At 55.2% G+C, this 17,385-nt stretch carries 16 protein-coding genes; 8 read left to right on the plus strand and 8 right to left on the minus strand.

Annotation, left to right across the window (positions count from 1 at the left end):
• Nucleotides 1-148: 148 nt before the first annotated feature.
• Both JTI98_RS09020 and JTI98_RS09025 read right to left on the minus strand, forming a co-directional pair.
• Nucleotides 149-1,378: an amino acid permease gene (locus JTI98_RS09020; protein WP_216082157.1), complete on the minus strand. Its 1,230-nt coding sequence runs from the start codon at nt 1,376-1,378 to the stop codon at nt 149-151.
• Between the two features lie 141 nt (nt 1,379-1,519).
• Entirely contained in the window at nt 1,520-1,975 is a 456-nt protein-coding gene (locus tag JTI98_RS09025; RefSeq protein WP_042999456.1) for a multidrug/biocide efflux PACE transporter, read from the minus strand.
• A 101-nt stretch (nt 1,976-2,076) separates the two neighbouring features.
• Here JTI98_RS09025 and JTI98_RS09030 point away from each other — a divergent pair, with 101 nt between their 5' ends.
• The 4 genes from JTI98_RS09030 to kduD all read left to right on the plus strand — a co-directional run bounded on the left by JTI98_RS09030 (nt 2,077) and on the right by kduD (nt 6,286).
• Complete coding sequence (locus JTI98_RS09030; RefSeq protein WP_044254164.1) at nt 2,077-2,952, plus strand: LysR family transcriptional regulator; 876 nt, start codon at nt 2,077-2,079, stop codon at nt 2,950-2,952.
• Between the two features lie 111 nt (nt 2,953-3,063).
• Nucleotides 3,064-4,242, plus strand: a complete 1,179-nt coding sequence (locus JTI98_RS09035; protein WP_216082158.1) for an acetyl-CoA C-acetyltransferase — start codon at nt 3,064-3,066, stop codon at nt 4,240-4,242.
• Nucleotides 4,243-4,632: 390 nt separating this feature from the next.
• The gene (kduI, locus tag JTI98_RS09040; RefSeq protein ID WP_042288966.1) at nt 4,633-5,469 is read left to right on the plus strand and encodes a 5-dehydro-4-deoxy-D-glucuronate isomerase; all 837 of its coding nucleotides are present in this window, start codon (nt 4,633-4,635) and stop codon (nt 5,467-5,469) included.
• A gap of 55 nt (nt 5,470-5,524) precedes the next feature.
• A complete protein-coding gene (gene kduD / locus JTI98_RS09045) occupies nt 5,525-6,286 on the plus strand; it encodes a 2-dehydro-3-deoxy-D-gluconate 5-dehydrogenase KduD (RefSeq protein ID WP_042288962.1) in 762 nt (253 codons plus the stop codon).
• Nucleotides 6,287-6,344: 58 nt separating this feature from the next.
• On the opposite strand, the gene JTI98_RS09050 is transcribed toward kduD, so the two are convergent.
• On the minus strand, nt 6,345-6,671 hold the full coding sequence (locus tag JTI98_RS09050; protein WP_042999460.1) for a cupin domain-containing protein: 327 nt from the start codon (nt 6,669-6,671) through the stop codon (nt 6,345-6,347).
• A gap of 138 nt (nt 6,672-6,809) precedes the next feature.
• On the opposite strand from JTI98_RS09050, the gene JTI98_RS09055 reads away from it, so the two are divergent.
• Nucleotides 6,810-7,502, plus strand: coding sequence for an aspartate/glutamate racemase (locus JTI98_RS09055; RefSeq protein ID WP_216082159.1), 693 nt, complete (start codon nt 6,810-6,812; stop codon nt 7,500-7,502).
• On the opposite strand, the gene JTI98_RS09060 is transcribed toward JTI98_RS09055, so the two are convergent.
• Nucleotides 7,489-8,424, minus strand: a complete 936-nt coding sequence (locus JTI98_RS09060) for a LysR family transcriptional regulator (RefSeq protein WP_216082238.1) — start codon at nt 8,422-8,424, stop codon at nt 7,489-7,491. The two genes, JTI98_RS09055 and JTI98_RS09060, sit on opposite strands and share 14 nt — an antisense overlap.
• 117 nt (nt 8,425-8,541) lie before the next feature.
• On the opposite strand from JTI98_RS09060, the gene lysA reads away from it, so the two are divergent.
• Nucleotides 8,542-9,804, plus strand: a complete 1,263-nt coding sequence (gene lysA / locus JTI98_RS09065) for a diaminopimelate decarboxylase (RefSeq protein ID WP_216082160.1) — start codon at nt 8,542-8,544, stop codon at nt 9,802-9,804.
• 105 nt (nt 9,805-9,909) lie between these two features.
• Here lysA and JTI98_RS09070 read toward each other — a convergent pair whose 3' ends face one another.
• Both JTI98_RS09070 and galR read right to left on the minus strand, forming a co-directional pair.
• Nucleotides 9,910-10,923 (minus strand): LacI family DNA-binding transcriptional regulator, encoded by a 1,014-nt coding sequence (locus JTI98_RS09070; protein WP_054176872.1) that lies wholly within the window; start codon nt 10,921-10,923, stop codon nt 9,910-9,912.
• Between the two features lie 13 nt (nt 10,924-10,936).
• Nucleotides 10,937-11,965: an HTH-type transcriptional regulator GalR gene (galR, locus tag JTI98_RS09075; RefSeq protein WP_042999464.1), complete on the minus strand. Its 1,029-nt coding sequence runs from the start codon at nt 11,963-11,965 to the stop codon at nt 10,937-10,939.
• Nucleotides 11,966-12,554: 589 nt separating this feature from the next.
• Here galR and aas point away from each other — a divergent pair.
• Both aas and lplT read left to right on the plus strand, forming a co-directional pair.
• Complete coding sequence (aas, locus tag JTI98_RS09080) at nt 12,555-14,714, plus strand: bifunctional acyl-ACP--phospholipid O-acyltransferase/long-chain-fatty-acid--ACP ligase (protein ID WP_058587057.1); 2,160 nt, start codon at nt 12,555-12,557, stop codon at nt 14,712-14,714.
• A complete protein-coding gene (gene lplT / locus JTI98_RS09085; RefSeq protein ID WP_044254177.1) occupies nt 14,707-15,903 on the plus strand; it encodes a lysophospholipid transporter LplT in 1,197 nt (398 codons plus the stop codon). The genes aas and lplT overlap by 8 nt, the downstream gene beginning before the upstream one ends.
• Nucleotides 15,904-15,936: 33 nt before the next feature.
• On the opposite strand, the gene JTI98_RS09090 is transcribed toward lplT, so the two are convergent.
• Both JTI98_RS09090 and ygdR read right to left on the minus strand, forming a co-directional pair.
• Nucleotides 15,937-16,977, minus strand: coding sequence for an NADP(H)-dependent aldo-keto reductase (locus JTI98_RS09090; protein WP_042999467.1), 1,041 nt, complete (start codon nt 16,975-16,977; stop codon nt 15,937-15,939).
• A gap of 107 nt (nt 16,978-17,084) precedes the next feature.
• Nucleotides 17,085-17,303, minus strand: a complete 219-nt coding sequence (ygdR, locus tag JTI98_RS09095) for a lipoprotein YgdR (RefSeq protein ID WP_000758655.1) — start codon at nt 17,301-17,303, stop codon at nt 17,085-17,087.
• Nucleotides 17,304-17,385 lie beyond the last annotated feature (82 nt).

Below are 17,385 nucleotides of genomic sequence, written 5' to 3' on the forward strand. Positions count from 1 at the left end.
CGCCTGCGCTTTATCTCACTGAGCGCGCTTCTTTCTCGCTATCGATTAAACGCTATCGGGAAGGGTGGGCTTTTACGACGGTTGGCGCCCCCTCGTTATTATGCCGTAGTAGTGAGTAAACGGCCCGGACGAGCCGTTTACGCCAGTATTAGCCAAGGAACATCACGGACACGCACAGCAGGCCGACAATCAGGGTGACCAGATTGCCGAACGAACGGTGCGGTTTTAACGCCGGGATCAGGTATGTCGACAGGGTCGGCATAATGAACAAAATCATGGCAATGAGCGGCCCGCTGATGGCGTAAATCATCGAGATCGCATTCGGATTGATGCAGCAGATAATAAAGGTGATGGTCGATACCATCATGATCGACAGGGCGCGGTTAAAGGCCCGGCTTTTCTTCACCCCAACCTGTTGCAGACCAGTTTTGACCACCTCGGTTGCCCCTTCGATGACGCCAAAGTAGGTGCCGAGAAAGGATTTCGACATCGCCACCACGGCGACGATGATACCTGAAATCGAGAGCCACGCCGGGGCGGCAGGCATCATGGATAAGGCCGAAAGAATGGTGACACCTTCATTTTTAGCGGCTTCGATGTACGATGGCGGAATCGACAGCAGGCAGCTAAAGACGAAGAACAGCACGCTTAAGCAGATGATAAGATACGCTACCTTCATGATTTTTTTGCATTTACCCATGGCCAGCTCACCATATTTCTCACGTCTGTCGATGGCAAACGTAGAGATAATAGGCGTATGGCTAAAAGCAAAAACCATCACCGGAATTGATATCCATACCTGATGCAGCGTGTGCTGATCGAACGCCATTTGTCCGGTAAGCAAAGAGGGTTGCCAACTGCCGGTCAGATATAGCGAGAGAAACAGGAAGTAAGCGATCAGCGGGAACACCAAAAAGCCCATCACTCGTATGGTGGCATGGCGGCCCATCAGGAAAATCAGGTTCAGGATCAATACCACGCCAAGGCTGACTCCCATGCGGATGCCGAGGCTAATCTCAAGATAGCGGGCGAGCTGTTCTGTCAGGGAGTTGGTGATGGCGACGGCATAAATCAGAACCACCACGAAAAAGGCAATAAAGTACAGCGTGGTAATCAGGCTGCCGATCTTCTTACCGTAATAGTGCGTCACTGCACCGGTGATCCCTTCTCCCGCAGAGGTTTTCGACGAGAGAATGAACTGACATAACGCTTTATGCGGCCAGTATGTGAGAGGCCAGGCGACCAGAGCGGTGACAAACAGGACAATCGCGCCCGCGGAGCCAAGCTGGATGGGGAGAAACAGGGTTCCTGCGCCCACGGCAGTTCCATATAACGCAAAGCTCCAGAGCGTCTCTTCTTTTGACCAAAATTTCGACATTTCGTGAACGTATCAACTATAAAATAAACAAAAAGAAGCGCAATTTACCATAAATGAGCGGGTGGGCGTGAGAACTGAACGGGAGAAGGGGGGCAACAGGTTTTGCCGGAACCGCGTGGATTCCGGCAAAAGTGTGAGTTATCAGGCAGTCACGCGCGGTTCGCGACGCTTCACGACGCGTACGCGCAACGTGTCATAAGCCCAGTTATAGAACATGGTGTAGGGCAGGAAGAACAGGAAGAAGCCGATCTCCAGCGTAAAGGCCTGTATCAGACTAACGTTCAACACATACGCCACGATACTCACGCCGATGACGATAAAGCCGCTTTCAAACCCCAGCGCGTGAAACGCGCGCACTTTCGCTGTTCGTTTCACCAGATGTGAAGGCCAGAAACGGTCAAAAAGCGCGTTGTAGATGATGTTCCAGATCATCGCCGTGGTCGCCAGCAGGATCGTCAGTCCGCCCATTTCCAGCACCGATCGTTGCATCAACCAGGCCGTGGTGGGAGCCAGGATCGCCGTAGCGATCCCTTCAAAACAGACGGCGTGAAAGACACGCTCCAGTAATGAACGACGTTGAACTGCATTGTGTTGCATAACTTACCTTTCTTGAAAACGCCCGGATAACGGAATAGGGGGAATTTTATCGTTTTATGTGATATCTAAAAGATAGTATCCATCGATAAAGTAGATAGTTCATGCGTTACTCACCTGAAGCCTTAACCGCATTTGTCGAGACCGTTTCCTGTGGCTCTTTCTCGGCGGCGGCACGCAGACTGCGGAAAAGTCAGTCCACCATTAGCACGGCGATCGCTCACCTTGAAGCCGATCTTGGCGTTTCGCTTTTTGACCGTTCTTCGCGTCAGCCGGTGCTAACGGAAGAAGGCAAGAAAGTACTTGGTTACGTTCAGGCGATTCTGTCGGCCAGCGAACGTCTTGATGAGGTGGCGCTTTCGCTGGCTGGCGAAACCGAAGCGCGTCTGACGTTTGTGCTCTCCGACACGTTACACCCCGACGTGCTGGAGGAACTGATGGTGCAGTTTGATCGCCAGTTTCCACATACCGAATTTGAATGTCTGATTGGTGAGGATGTGGACGTTATCGATCTGCTGCAAAAAGAGCGGGCGCAGGTTGGTTTGATTGAAGCCAGAGACCACTATCCCACCGATATCGGTGCGACGCGCTTGCCGATGCAAACGTGGATGGGACTTTACGTTGCCGCGTCCCATCCGCTGGCGAAAGAGAAGAAACTGCAATGGGATCAACTGCATACCTGGCGTGAATTGCGCCTTAACACCTATATCGACCATGGTGCCCAGCTTGCCCGAGGCCCGGTCTGGTCTGCGCCGAACTATTTGTTGTTGTTGAGTATGGCGGTACAGGGGTTTGGCTGGTGCGCGCTTCCGTGTGCACTGGTGGAGGAGTTCGCGGCGGAAAAACCGCTGGTGCAGCTGGCTGTCCCGGGATGGCCGAAAGCGATCGCTATCGATCTGCTCTGGAACAAAAAATCCCCGCCCGGTGTGGCAGGGAGTTGGCTGAGATACCATTTACAGCAAGGCAGTGTCCCGGGCTGAGAGGCGTGATAACGATTTCCTTTGTGATAAAACTCACCTTTCTTAAACAATCAGGATAACTATTTTTAACAATCCTCTACTATTGCGGTGTTATTTTGCGCTGAGGTCGTAATGAAAGAGGTGGTGATCGTCGGGGCGTTGCGTACGCCAATTGGTTGTTTTCAGGGGACGCTGGCGCGTCATTCTGCCGTTGAACTGGGCAGTATGGTGGTCAAAGCGTTGATTGAAGGCAGCGGCGTGAATGCGCATGTTGTTGATGAAGTGATCCTCGGACAGGTGTTGACGGCGGGGGCGGGACAAAACCCGGCGCGTCAGTCAGCGATCAAAGGGGGATTACCGAACACGGTTTCTGCTATCACCATTAACGACGTCTGCGGCTCGGGGCTGAAAGCGCTGCATCTTGCCACGCAGGCGATCCAGTGCGGTGAAGCGGATATTGTGATTGCCGGTGGGCAAGAGAACATGAGCCGTGCGCCACATGTACTCACCGACAGCCGAACCGGCGCGCAACTGGGCAACAGCCAGCTCGTCGACAGCCTGGTACACGACGGCCTGTGGGATGCCTTCAATGATTACCATATGGGTGTGACCGCAGAGAATCTGGCGCGTGAATATGGCATCAGCCGGGAACTGCAGGATGCGTATGCGCTCAGTTCACAGCAAAAGGCACGCGCGGCCATCGATGCTGGTCGCTTTAAAGCGGAAATCGTCCCGGTCACCACCCAGCGTAATGGGCAAACCGTGATCATTGATACCGATGAGCAGCCGCGTACGGATGCCAGCGCAGAAGGCCTGGCGCGTCTGGATCCGGCGTTTGAACTGCAGGGGTCGGTAACCGCCGGCAATGCCTCTTCTATAAACGATGGCGCGGCAGCGGTAATGATGATGAGCGAGTCCAAAGCGCTGGAGTTGAACCTGCCTGTGCTGGCGCGCATCCGCGCCTTTGCCAGCGTCGGCGTGGATCCTGCGTTGATGGGGATCGCCCCCGTGTATGCCACTCGCCGTTGTCTGGAGCGGGTCGGCTGGCAACTGGCCGATGTGGATCTCATTGAAGCAAATGAGGCGTTTGCCGCCCAGGCGCTTTCGGTCGGCAAAATGCTGGAATGGGACGAGCGACGGGTGAACGTCAACGGCGGCGCGATTGCCCTTGGCCACCCGATTGGCGCTTCCGGCTGTCGTATTCTGGTTTCTCTGGTTCACGAAATGGTCAAACGTAATGCCCGCAAAGGTCTGGCAACGCTGTGCATTGGCGGCGGGCAAGGCGTGGCGTTAGCCATTGAGCGCGATTAACGCCTCTTTTTCTCTCCTCTTCACTCCCCCCGTTATGCCGCACGATAATCATGGCGGCATGGCTGCGTTTTGTTTCTCCTTCCTTCTTATTTTCGCGTTAAGCGAATGAACTGACAGCCATTTACCCGCAAGTCAGGGCATCGCAAACTTAGGGATAGCGCCTATTTCCTTGTTTTTCTATACCATTTTCCTCCTGCTCTTAATCACGGAATGAATCGATCGTGATCGGAATTACACTTTTGATAATAAGACGCAGAAAAAGTGAAACGATGTTTTATTTGTAATTGAAAACGGATCCCCGGAAGACTATCATGGGCGCATAACGTAAAACGGAACAGCGTTTCGCTCTCCGTTGAGGGATTCCCGCTCAGTACATCACTGGAGGTAAATGTGGACGTAAGACAAAGTATTCACAGCGCGCACGCCAAAACACTGGATACCCAGGGGCTACGCAAGGAGTTTTTGGTTGAGAAAGTGTTCGTGGCTGACGAATACACGATGGTTTACAGCCACATTGACCGCATCATCGTCGGTGGCATTATGCCGGTGGCAAAAACGGTCTCCGTTGGCGGTGAAGTCGGTAAACAGCTTGGCGTAACCTATTTTCTGGAACGTCGAGAACTGGGTGTGATCAACATCGGCGGCGCGGGCACTATCACCGTCGACGGTCAATGCTATGAGATCGGCCACCGCGATGCGCTGTATGTTGGCAAAGGGGCGAAAGAAGTGGTTTTCGCCAGCGTCGATAGCGCAACGCCAGCCAAGTTCTATTATAACTGCGCACCGGCGCATACCACGTATCCCACCAAAAAAGTGACGCCTGCTGATGTTGCGCCTGTGACATTAGGTGACAATCTCACCAGCAACCGCCGCACCATCAATAAATATTTCGTGCCGGATGTACTGGAAACCTGCCAACTGAGTATGGGCCTTACCGAACTGGCACCGGGCAACCTGTGGAACACCATGCCGTGCCACACCCATGAACGCCGTATGGAAGTGTACTTCTATTTCAATATGGAAGAAGACACCTGTGTCTTCCATATGATGGGGCAGCCTCAGGAAACGCGTCATATCGTTATGCATAACGAGCAGGCCGTCATTTCGCCAAGCTGGTCGATCCATTCCGGGGTGGGCACTAAAGCCTATACCTTCATCTGGGGCATGGTCGGTGAAAACCAGGTCTTTGATGATATGGACCACGTTGCGGTGAAAGATCTGCGTTAGTCGCGGGCGCTCATAACGCCTGTCCGTGACAGGTATGAAAAACTAAGGATTTACAATGATTTTGAATGCATTCTCTCTCGAAGGTAAAGTCGCTGTCGTGACCGGTTGTGATACCGGTCTGGGCCAGGGCATGGCGCTCGGTCTGGCGGAAGCGGGCTGTGATATCGTCGGGATTAACATCGTTGAACCGACCGAAACCATCGAGCGTGTGACCGCTCTGGGCCGTCGTTTTTTGAGTCTGACGGCCGATTTGCGTCAGATCGACGGGATCCCGGCACTGCTGGAGCGTGCGGTTGCTGAGTTCGGCCATATCGATATTCTGGTCAACAACGCGGGTCTGATCCGCCGCGAAGACGCGATCAATTTCAGCGAAAAAGACTGGGATGACGTGATGAACCTGAACATCAAGAGCGTGTTCTTTATGTCGCAGGCGGCGGCCAAACACTTCATCGCACAGGGTAACGGCGGCAAAATCATCAATATCGCCTCCATGCTCTCCTTCCAGGGCGGTATCCGCGTCCCGTCTTACACGGCTTCCAAAAGTGGCGTAATGGGGGTGACCCGTCTGATGGCGAACGAGTGGGCGAAGCACAACATCAACGTCAACGCGATTGCACCGGGTTACATGGCGACCAACAATACCCAGCAACTGCGCGCCGATGAGCAGCGTAGCGCTGAAATCCTCGACCGTATCCCGGCAGGACGTTGGGGTCTGCCGAGCGATCTGATGGGGCCGGTGGTCTTCCTGGCCTCCAGCGCATCTGATTATATCAACGGCTATACCGTGGCGGTTGACGGTGGTTGGCTGGCACGTTAATTCGCGCCCGCTTGCTGACAAAACCCTGCCTTCGCGCAGGGTTTTTTTATTGCTGAAATCAGGCGTTGAGAAAATCTTCGCGAACCGGCGTAAAGGTATCCAGCAGTGTTCCCGGCTTCAGGCAGACACAGCCGTGAACGATATTTGGCTGCTTATACAACGTATCCCCCGCGCGTACCACCTGCTTCTCGTCACCGATAGTAAATTCAAATTCACCGGATAACACGTAGGTCAGTTGTTCATGTGGATGGTGATGCAGCGGGCCAATCGCCCCTTGCTCAAAGTTAACCTCGACAGCCATCAGTTTGCCGTTATGCGCGAGGATACGGCGAGTGACGCCATTACCCAGATCGTCAAGCGTCGTCTCGTTATGGAAAACAAACATGTGGGATCCTATTGTTTGAAACAATGTTTCATTAAAGCTAACTCAGGTGCGTGGCAAAGAAAATGGGAGATCAAATGAACTGGAAACTTGATCACAAGTTTGCTTCACTGCTGTAAATCACTGATGAAGGAGCAGGTAATGAAGACGATCGGCTTGTTGGGCGGGATGAGTTGGGAATCGACCATCCCGTACTACCGGTTAATTAACGAAGGGATCAAACAACAACTGGGTGGGCTTCATTCTGCGAGTCTGCTGTTGCACAGCGTTGACTTCCACGAGATCGAAGCGTGCCAGAGTCGCGGTGAGTGGGATAAAGCCGGAGACATTCTTGCGCAGGCCGCGATCGGGCTGCAGCAGGCGGGGGCGGAAGGGATCGTCTTATGTACCAACACGATGCACAACGTGGCGGAGGCCATTGAATCGCGCTGCTCGCTGCCTTTTTTACACATTGCTGATGCGACCGGGCGCGTCATCTCCGCGCAGGGAATGCGCCGGGTTGCGCTGTTGGGAACGCGTTACACTATGGAGCAGGATTTTTATCGCGGCCGCCTGGAACAACAGTTTGCCATTGAGTGCCTGATACCCGATGCGGATGCGCGGGCGACGATCAACCAGGTCATCTTTGATGAGCTTTGCCTCGGACAGTTTACCGAAGCGTCACGTCAGTACTATGTGGAAGTGATTGAAGCCCTGGCGGCACAGGGGGCTGAGGGCGTCATTTTTGGCTGCACGGAGATTGGTCTGTTGGTGCCGGTGGAGCGTAGCCCGATCCCGGTGTTTGACACCGCCGCGATCCATGCCGCAGACGCCGTGACGTTTATGCTGTCGTAACCGGCCCGAGGATCTGCTCCAGCGCTGTCACCAGGAGGTGATGGCGGGTTTGCAGATGATGGCTGAAGGCCTCGACCAGCGCGGAGGCGGGTCGGTGGATGGGACGCACAAGGCTGACGGTAAACGGCACGGAAATACTGAAACGGCGCACCACCACGCCACTCGCCGCATAATCCAGAGCGGTGAACGGGTTTACCACCGAAAGACCGGCTCCGGCGCGCACCATGGCGCACACTGACGCCGCGCTGTGAGTCTCCACCACCATCCGCCGTTTAACGTCGTGCTCATTAAACAGGGTGTCCAGCAGTTGCCGGTAACTGTCCGTGCGCGACAGGCTGATGTAGTTCTTCCCCTGAAAATCCTGCGGCGTTAATACTGACTTTTCCGCCAGCGGATGCCCCGGCGGCAGCACGCAGACTTCATCAAGCGAGAAGAGCTCCGTACGTTCAGTACCGGCAGGCGTGTGCAGTGTTTCCGTCAACCCCAGATCGTGGCGCTGGGCAGAAAGCCACTCTTCAAGCAGGGGTGACTCCTGCGGGACAATATTCAGGCTGACGTCCGGATAGCGGGCGAGAAACGGCTGAATCAACGTGGGCAGCAGCGACTGCGAAAAGACCGGCAGGCAGACTATCGACAGTTCCCCCTGGCGAAACTCCCGCAGGCTTTCCGCTGCGCTGACGATCCTGTCCAGCCCGTACCAGGATCGCTGGACTTCTTCGAACAGACGCAACCCCTGAACCGTCGGATGCAGGCGACCGCGCGTACGTTCGAACAACGTTAATCCCAGCACTTTTTCAAAGCGCGCCAGTTCACGGCTGACGGTGGGCTGTGACGTATGCAGCAACCGCGCGGCTTCGGTCAGGTTTCCGGCGGTCATGACCGCATGAAAGATTTCAATATGACGTAAGTTAACGGCAGCCATCATCACCTCGCAGGATTAAAACCATATCATTTTTGCATAGAGTCGGTATAAAACGATATTTTTTATTCTCTTCGTACTGTGGCGTAATCATAAAAAACGTCATGTCCGGAGCCTGTTATGCCTCATTCACTGTATTGCACCGATACCGATCTCACCGCAGAAAACCTGCTCAGGTTGCCAGCCGAATTTGGTTGCCCGGTCTGGGTTTACGACGCGCAGATCATCCGTCGTCAGATTGCGGCACTGCAACAGTTTGATGTGGTGCGCTTCGCGCAGAAGGCCTGTTCCAATATTCATATTCTGCGCTTAATGCGTGAACAGGGCGTTAAAGTGGACTCCGTATCGTTAGGCGAAATTGAGCGTGCGCTGGCGGCGGGATATGATCCGCAAACGCATTCGGATGACATCGTATTTACTGCCGATGTGATTGATAACGCCACCCTGGCCCGCGTCAGCGAATTACGCATTCCGGTCAACGCCGGTTCCGTTGATATGCTCGATCAGCTTGGACAGGTCTCTCCGGGCCATCGCGTCTGGCTGCGCGTTAATCCGGGCTTTGGTCACGGCCACAGCCAGAAAACCAATACCGGCGGCGAAAACAGCAAACACGGTATCTGGCATACCGATTTGCCGCAGGCGCTGGCGGTGATGCAGCGCCATCAACTGAAGCTGGTGGGTATCCACATGCATATTGGTTCAGGTGTTGACTATGGTCATCTGGAGCAAGTGTGCGGCGCGATGGTGCGTCAGGTGGTGGATTTCGGCCAGGATCTGGAGGCGATCTCCGCCGGCGGCGGTCTGTCGATCCCTTATCACGATGACGAAGAGGCGGTGGATACCCGGCATTACTTTGGTCTGTGGAATGCCGCGCGCGAGCAGATCGCCCGTCATCTGGGGCATCACGTAAAGCTGGAAATTGAGCCAGGACGTTTTCTCGTCGCTCAGTCAGGCGTGCTGGTCACTCAGGTACGCAGCGTGAAGCAGATGGGCAGTCGTCATTTTGTGCTGGTGGATGCGGGCTTTAACGATCTGATGCGCCCGGCAATGTATGGCAGTTATCACCATATTACCGCGCTGGCGGCGGATGGTCGTTCACTGGAGAACGCGCCGCGGGTCGACACGGTTGTCGCAGGACCGCTGTGTGAATCCGGCGACGTCTTTACCCAGCAGGAGGGCGGCAAGGTGGAAACCCGCGCGCTGCCAGCGGTGGTGCCGGGCGATTATCTGGTGTTGCATGATACCGGTGCCTACGGCGCCTCAATGTCGTCGAACTACAATAGCCGTCCGCTGCTGCCGGAAGTGTTATTTGACAACGGTCAGGCGCGACTGATTCGCCGTCGCCAGACCATTGAAGAGCTGTTGGCGCTGGAAGTGTTTTGATTCCTTGTCGGGCGGCGGCTTATCCGAGCTGCGGAGTTGCCGTCGTTAGTAGGCCTGATAAGCGAAGCGCCATCAGGCCTTGCGTTGCGCAGATAGCGTTACGATTTATGCCTTAAAATACGGCCCGGTGGTGACCGAATCACGCAACACCAGCGTGCCGGTAAAGGGCGGGATCGGTTCAACCTCTTCGCCATTGACCATACGGATCGCCTGGTCGATGGCTGTGGTGATCATTGTGTCGATGGGGAGATAAACCGTCGACAATCCCGGTTCAAGCCATTTTGCACTCGGCGCATCGTCAAACCCAAACAGCGAGACATCGTGCGGAATGTTAAGCCCGGCCTGGTGCAGGGCTTTCGACGCACCCAGCGCCATGTCGTCGTTACAGGCAAACAGGGCGCTGAACGTTACCCCTTCCTGCAACAGTTCATTACAGGCGTCATAGCCGCGCGTCATGCTGGAATCACCATATTTCACCTTCGCCGGATCCCAGTCGATACCGTTTTTTTCCAGTGCCTTGCGATAGCCCATCAGACGCGACTTCCCGGTCGGGGTGTGTCCAGGTACGGTAATACAGGCTATCTCGCGATGTCCTTGCGAAATCAGATAATCCACCGCCTGAAATGCCGCGTCTTCCTGTTCAAAAAAGATGGCGCGTTCGCGGGCCAGGCTGACATCGCGGTTAATGATAATCAACGGCATCGTGATCGAATCCGCCAGCGCGAGGATCGCTTTTTCGCTCATGTAACGGGTGTAGAGAATGATGGCGTCGCACTGCCGATCGGCCAGCATCTGCACCGCTTCTTGTTCGCGCTCCGGCGTATCGTGACCATCGGTCACAATCAACTGCTTGCCGTGAGATTCAGTCTGCCGCGAGGCCTGCTGTAGCAGGCGGCCAAAGTAGAAGCCATCAAAGGTCGACACAACCAGCCCAATGCTGTTGCTGGTTCGGTTCGCCAGCGAGCGGGCCAGAAAGTTCGGACGATAATCCAGCGCCTGCATCGCCTTAAACACTTTCTGACGCGTACTTTCTTTGACCTGACCGGTGCCGTTCAGCACACGAGAAACGGTGGCTTTCGAGACACCGGCACGACGGGAAACATCCAGCATTGTTATCATGACGCGATCCTGATTACTCGTTTGATGACGCATTGCCCGGCTCCGCTGGCGTCGTCACGGAATGGCGACGGACCAGGGTAGGGCTGAAAACATGGGTGACATCCGGTAGCGGGCGCTTTTCCGCCAGCGCGAGCGCCAGTTCTGCGGCCTGTGTCGCCATTGTCACGACAGGATAACGCACGGTGGTCAGGCGCGGACGAACGTAGCGCGAAACCAGCACGTCATCAAAGCCTATCAGCGAGATCTCTGCCGGGACGTCCACACCATTATCATTTAGCACGCCCATCGCGCCAGCGGCCATGGAGTCGTTATAACAGGCCACCGCGGTGAAGTTTCTGCCGCGGCCTAACAGTTCGGTCATCGCCTGCTCACCGCCGCTTTCGTCCGGTTCGCCAAACGTCACAAGGCGATCGTTGACCGGGAGATGGCTCTCTTCCAGAGCATCGTAATAGCCTTTGAGACGATCTTCCGCATCCGAAATAGAGTGATTCGAGCAAAGGTAGCCAATGCGCGTGTGGCCCTGTTGGATCAGATGACGGGTCGCCAGCCAGGCGCCGTAGCGGTCATCCAGCGCCACACAGCGCTGTTCGAAACCGGGCAGGATCCGGTTGATTAGCACCATGCCGGGCATTTGCTTCATTAATGATGCCAGGTCGGCATCCGGGATCATCTTGGCGTGAACGACGAGCGCCGCGCAGCGGTGACGAATAAGCTGCTCGATTGCCTGACGCTCTTTTTTTTCATTATGGTAGCCGTTGCCAATCAGTAAAAAATTGCCGGTGTTATAGGAGACCTGTTCGACGGCTTTCACCATCGCGCCGAAAAAAGGGTCAGAAACATCGCCAACCACCAGACCAATCGTTTCGGTGGACTGCTGTGCGAGCGCGCGCGCATTCGCATTGGGATGGTAGCTGAGCGACTCCATCGCACTGGCCACCGCCAGGCGCGACGCCTCGCTGGCTTTGGGGGAATCATTGATGACGCGGGAAACGGTGGCGACTGATACACCAGCCAGTCGGGCTACATCCTTTATGGTCGCCATGACAGTACCTATTGTGGGTAAACGCTTACATTCTGTCAGTGTTACGGAAAACGGCTGCTGGTTCAAGCAGATTGCCTGTTGCGACGCGGCAAATGTGAGCAAAATCCTTGGAATTACGCCAAAAATCGAATGATGCAAACCATTAGTTACACTTTGCGAAGGGCTGTTGCGATTGTTCGCTGGCGACGCTTCCTGGCTGCTTGATAAAGTTGAGATCCCAGAGGTATTGATAGGTGAAGTCAACTTTCGGGTTGAGCACACGAATTACACCAACCTGCGCAGTCGCGCAGGTTTTTTTTTACTATTTCGGCAATCTGTAACAGTAAGCGAGAATTTACACAACTGGTTGCATTTCCCTTCATTCCTTTGCGTTTTCGCGCTGGCGAAGCGGTCATGCACAGACCACAATCAAGATCCCAGAGGTATTGATTGGTGAGATTATTCGGTACGCTCTTCGTACCCTGTCTCTTGCACCAACCTGCGCGGATGCGCAGGTTTTTTTTCGCCCCGAGTTTACTGTCGCTCCTGTTGCCTTGTTCGTGTAATCTGCCACCATTATTTTACCGAATCGTGCGCAAAGGGAGTTGAAATGTTATTTGGCTTTTTCCGTAACCTGTGCCGCGTGCTCTATCGGGTACGCGTGACGGGGGATATGCAGGCGTTGCGGGGAGAACGCGTCTTAATCACCCCCAACCATGTCTCGTTTATCGACGGCATTCTGCTGGCGCTATTTCTACCGGTACGTCCGGTGTTTGCGGTTTACACCTCGATTAGTCAACAGTGGTACATGCGCTGGTTAACCTCGCTGATCGATTTTGTGCCGCTCGACCCAACGAAGCCGATGGCGATTAAACATCTGGTTCGACTGATCGAGCAGGGTCGCCCGGTGGTGATTTTCCCGGAGGGGCGCATTTCGGTGAGCGGCTCGCTGATGAAAATTTACGACGGCGCCGGATTTGTCGCCGCGAAATCGGGCGCGACGCTGGTGCCGGTGCGGATTGAAGGTGCAGAACTCACCCATTTCAGCCGCCTGAAAGGGCTGGTGAAACGCCGCTTCTTCCCGCGGATCCACCTGCATGTTTTACCACCCACTCATCTGCCTATGCCCGATGCGCCGCGCGCGCGCGATCGCCGTAAAATCGCCGGTGAAATGCTGCATCAGAAAATGATGGAAGCACGGATGGCGGTGCGTCCGCGCGAAACGCTGTATGAATCGCTGCTGGCGGCGAAGTACCGTTATGGCGCGGGCAAGCACTGTATCGAAGACATCAACTTCAAGCCGGACAGCTACCGACAGTTGCTCACTAAGACGCTTTTTGTCGGGCGTATTCTGGAAAAATATAGCGCGGAAGGCGAAAAAATTGGCCTGATGTTGCCCAATGCCGCGATCAGCGCGGCGGTGATTTTCGGCGCGGTGTCTCGCCGTCGTATCCCGGCAATGATGAACTACACGGCGGGCGTCAAAGGGCTGACCAGCGCTATCACCGCTGCGGAAATCAAAACCATTTTTACCTCCCGCCAGTTCCTGGATAAAGGCAAACTCTGGCACCTGCCGGAGCAACTGACGCAGGTTCGCTGGGTCTATCTGGAAGATCTCAAAGCCGATGTGACCACGGCGGACAAACTGTGGATCTTTGCGCACCTGCTGATGCCGCATCGGGCGCAGGTCAAGCAGCAGCCGGAAGAGGCGGCGGTGATCCTCTTTACCTCGGGTTCCGAAGGTCATCCCAAGGGGGTGGTGCATAGCCACAAGAGCCTGCTGGCTAACGTCGAGCAGATTAAAACCATTGCTGACTTCACCGCCAATGACCGTTTTATGTCGGCACTGCCGCTGTTTCACTCGTTCGGTCTGACGGTAGGGCTTTTTACGCCGCTGCTCACCGGCGCTGACGTGTTCCTCTATCCCAGCCCGCTGCATTACCGCATTGTGCCGGAACTGGTTTATGACCGGAACTGCACGGTGCTGTTCGGTACCTCCACGTTCCTCGGCAACTATGCGCGTTTTGCCAATCCGTATGATTTCTATCGTCTGCGCTATGTGGTGGCGGGAGCGGAGAAACTCCAGGAGAGTACAAAACAGCTCTGGCAGGATAAGTTTGGTCTGCGGATTCTCGAAGGCTATGGCGTAACGGAATGTGCGCCCGTGGTTTCGATTAACGTCCCGATGGCGGCGAAGCCAGGTACCGTTGGGCGGATCCTGCCCGGCATGGACGCTCGTCTGCTGGCGATTCCGGGTATTGAAGAGGGCGGTCGTTTGCAGTTGAAAGGGCCAAACATCATGAACGGTTATCTGCGCGTGGAAAAACCGGGCGTACTGGAGGTGCCGGTGGCGGAAAACGCCGCCGGGGAACTGGAGCGCGGCTGGTATGACACCGGCGATATCGTGCGCTTTGATGAGCAAGGATTCGTGCAAATTCAGGGACGCGCCAAACGCTTTGCGAAAATTGCCGGTGAAATGGTCTCTCTGGAGATGGTTGAGCAACTGGCGCTCGGCGTGTCGCCGGAAAAAATGCACGCGACGGCGATCAAGAGCGATGCCAGCAAAGGCGAAGCGCTGGTGCTCTTTACCACCGATAGCGAGCTGACGCGTGATGTATTACAGCAGTATGCCCGTGCGCACGGCGTGCCAGAACTGGCGGTGCCGCGCGATATCCGTTACCTGAAGCAACTCCCGTTACTCGGCAGCGGTAAGCCGGATTTCGTGATGCTGAAAAGTTGGGTTGATGATCCGGAAAAACAAAATGCCTGAGTCAGTACATACCAATACCTCTGTCTGGTCGAAAGGAATGATGTCGGTTATCGCGGCGCAGTTTCTCTCTGCGTTTGGCGATAACGCCCTGTTGTTTGCCACGCTGGCGCTGCTGAAGGAACAGTTCTATCCGGACTGGAGTCAGCCGATTCTGCAAATGGTGTTTGTGGGCGCGTACATCCTGTTTGCGCCGTTTGTGGGGCAGATCGCTGACAGCTTTGCCAAAGGCCGGGTGATGATGTTCGCCAACGGCCTGAAACTGCTGGGGGCGGCAACGATCTGTTTTGGCTTCAATCCGTTTATCGGCTATACGCTGGTGGGGATTGGCGCGGCGGCTTACTCGCCGGCCAAATACGGCATTCTGGGGGAACTGACGACCGGCGATAAGCTGGTGAAAGCGAACGGCCTGATGGAAGCATCCACGATTGCGGCGATTCTGCTTGGCTCGGTGGCGGGCGGCGTGCTGGCCGACTGGCATGTTATTGCCGCGCTGGTTGTCTGTGCGCTGGCCTACGCCGGAGCGGTGGTGGCGAACCTGTCTATTCCCAAGCTGGCTGCTGCTCGTCCTGGGCAGTCCTGGCATCTGATGAAAATGACACGCAGTTTCTTTTGTGCCTGCGTTTCACTGTGGCGCAACGGCGAAACGCGTTTTTCGCTGGTGGGCACCAGTCTGTTCTGGGGGGCGGGAGTCACGCTGCGTTTTCTGCTGGTCCTGTGGGTACCGGTGGCGTTAGGCATTACCGATAACGCCACGCCAACCTACCTGAACGCGATGGTCGCGATCGGTATTGTGGCCGGGGCCGGAGCTGCTGCCAGACTGGTCACGCTGGATACCGTGGTGCGTTGTATGCCAGCAGGGATCCTGATTGGCGTCGTGGTGCTTATTTTTTCTCTGCAACACGCGCTGTTGCCTGCCTATGCGCTACTGATGCTGATCGGTGTGCTGGGCGGTTTCTTTGTCGTGCCGCTGAATGCGTTGTTGCAGGAGCGCGGTAAAAAAAGCGTCGGGGCGGGTAATGCGATCGCGGTACAGAACCTCGGTGAGAACAGCGCGATGCTGTTGATGCTGGGGCTCTACTCGCTGGCGGTGTGGGTAGGAATTCCGGTTGTCGCCGTGGGTATCGGTTTTGGCGGTCTGTTTGCGCTGGCGATAGCGGCGCTGTGGATCTGGCAGCGCCGCCAGGCATAATCAACGCGCCGGAATTCCTCCGGCGCGCTTCTGTTACGGTGCAGGATAGGTGTAAACCTGATGCACCGCTTCAATCTCTGCCAACACCTCTTCGCTTAATTCGAGATGCAGACTCTCGACGTTGGTTTTCAGCTGTTCCATGGTGGTGGCGCCCAGCAGTGTACTGGCAACAAACGGTTGACGACGAACGAACGCCAGCGCCATCTGCGCCGGATCAAGGTTATGCCGTCTGGCGATATCGACATACGCCGCCACGGCTTTTTGCGTCTGCTCGCCGCTGTAGCGGGTAAAGCGGCTAAACAGTGTATTGCGCGCACCGGCAGGTTTCGCGCCATTCAGGTATTTACCGGTCAGCGTGCCAAATCCCAGGCAGGAATAGGCCAGCAGTTCGACGCCTTCATACTGGCTCACTTCCGCCAGCCCCACTTCAAAGCTGCGGTTGACCAGGCTGTAAGGGTTCTGGATGGTGACAATGCGCGGCAGATCATGCTTATCCGCCAGATGCAGATAACGCATCACGCCAAAGGCCGTTTCATTCGAGACGCCAATGTAGCGGATTTTGCCCGCCCGCTGGAACTCGGCCAGCGCATCCAGCGTATCCAGTAGCGACACCACCGGGGCGGCGTCGCTCCAGCTATAGCCGAGTTTGCCAAAACAGTTGGTGGGGCGCTGCGGCCAGTGAACCTGGTAAAGGTCCAGATAATCGGTTTGCAGACGTTTCAGGCTGTCGTGCAGCGCTTCACGAATGTTTTTACGATCCAGTGCCTGATTCGGGCGAATACTGTTGTCATTATTGCGCGACGGGCCGCTCACTTTGGAGGCGACAATCAGCTTTTCTCGATTGCCATATTTGGCCAGCCAGTTTCCGACGTAAGTTTCGGTAAGCCCCTGGGTTTCCGGGCGTGGCGGGACCGGGTACATTTCGGCCACGTCGATCAGGTTAATGCCGTTGGCGACGGCATAGTTGAGCTGTGCATGTGCGTCGGCTTCGCTATTTTGTTCACCAAACGTCATTGTGCCCAGCCCCAGTGTACTGACTTCAAGCGAGCTGTGGGGTATACGGTGATATTGCATAGCCGTTTCCTTTTTATAATCACGACATAAGGATTATAAAAATGGCTGAGGGAAGGGAAAAAGGGAAGAAAAATTGTTAAGGCCAGCAGCGCGGCTGACCTCAATCTTCAACGTTCAATGATTTGAGAAACGTCGTCGCGGTTAATTTGCATGGCGTTGCCCTGCTGGTCGTGGTAGCTCACCAGACCGGTATCGTCATCAATTTCGGGTTTCCCGTCGGTCAGGATCATCCGACCATCTTTGGTCGCCATGACATAATCGCTGCTACAACCGGAAACAGCAAAAGCCAGTCCTACTGCGGAAATTATCACTGCCCATTTTTTCATCCATTTATCCTCACGTGGCCTGCGTCTGATAACAGTCTAGTAATAACCTGAAGTTGTGGGCAGGAAAAGCAGGAAAATCTTA

Source organism: Citrobacter sp. MGH 55, from assembly GCF_016906145.1.
Classification (GTDB): domain Bacteria; phylum Pseudomonadota; class Gammaproteobacteria; order Enterobacterales; family Enterobacteriaceae; genus Citrobacter_A; species Citrobacter_A amalonaticus.

What these genes read in the sequence shown, in the direction of transcription:
- JTI98_RS09020 (WP_216082157.1), bottom strand. Translation starts at nt 1,378, where the DNA reads ATGTCGAAATTTTGGTCAAAAGAAGAGACGCTCTGGAGCTTTGCGTTA.
- JTI98_RS09025 (WP_042999456.1), bottom strand. Translation starts at nt 1,975, where the DNA reads ATGCAACACAATGCAGTTCAACGTCGTTCATTACTGGAGCGTGTCTTT.
- JTI98_RS09030 (WP_044254164.1), top strand. Translation starts at nt 2,077, where the DNA reads ATGCGTTACTCACCTGAAGCCTTAACCGCATTTGTCGAGACCGTTTCC.
- JTI98_RS09035 (WP_216082158.1), top strand. Translation starts at nt 3,064, where the DNA reads ATGAAAGAGGTGGTGATCGTCGGGGCGTTGCGTACGCCAATTGGTTGT.
- kduD (WP_042288962.1), top strand. Translation starts at nt 5,525, where the DNA reads ATGATTTTGAATGCATTCTCTCTCGAAGGTAAAGTCGCTGTCGTGACC.
- JTI98_RS09050 (WP_042999460.1), bottom strand. Translation starts at nt 6,671, where the DNA reads ATGTTTGTTTTCCATAACGAGACGACGCTTGACGATCTGGGTAATGGC.
- JTI98_RS09055 (WP_216082159.1), top strand. Translation starts at nt 6,810, where the DNA reads ATGAAGACGATCGGCTTGTTGGGCGGGATGAGTTGGGAATCGACCATC.
- JTI98_RS09060 (WP_216082238.1), bottom strand. Translation starts at nt 8,424, where the DNA reads ATGGCTGCCGTTAACTTACGTCATATTGAAATCTTTCATGCGGTCATG.
- lysA (WP_216082160.1), top strand. Translation starts at nt 8,542, where the DNA reads ATGCCTCATTCACTGTATTGCACCGATACCGATCTCACCGCAGAAAAC.
- JTI98_RS09070 (WP_054176872.1), bottom strand. Translation starts at nt 10,923, where the DNA reads ATGATAACAATGCTGGATGTTTCCCGTCGTGCCGGTGTCTCGAAAGCC.
- galR (WP_042999464.1), bottom strand. Translation starts at nt 11,965, where the DNA reads ATGGCGACCATAAAGGATGTAGCCCGACTGGCTGGTGTATCAGTCGCC.
- aas (WP_058587057.1), top strand. Translation starts at nt 12,555, where the DNA reads ATGTTATTTGGCTTTTTCCGTAACCTGTGCCGCGTGCTCTATCGGGTA.
- lplT (WP_044254177.1), top strand. Translation starts at nt 14,707, where the DNA reads ATGCCTGAGTCAGTACATACCAATACCTCTGTCTGGTCGAAAGGAATG.
- JTI98_RS09090 (WP_042999467.1), bottom strand. Translation starts at nt 16,977, where the DNA reads ATGCAATATCACCGTATACCCCACAGCTCGCTTGAAGTCAGTACACTG.
- ygdR (WP_000758655.1), bottom strand. Translation starts at nt 17,303, where the DNA reads ATGAAAAAATGGGCAGTGATAATTTCCGCAGTAGGACTGGCTTTTGCT.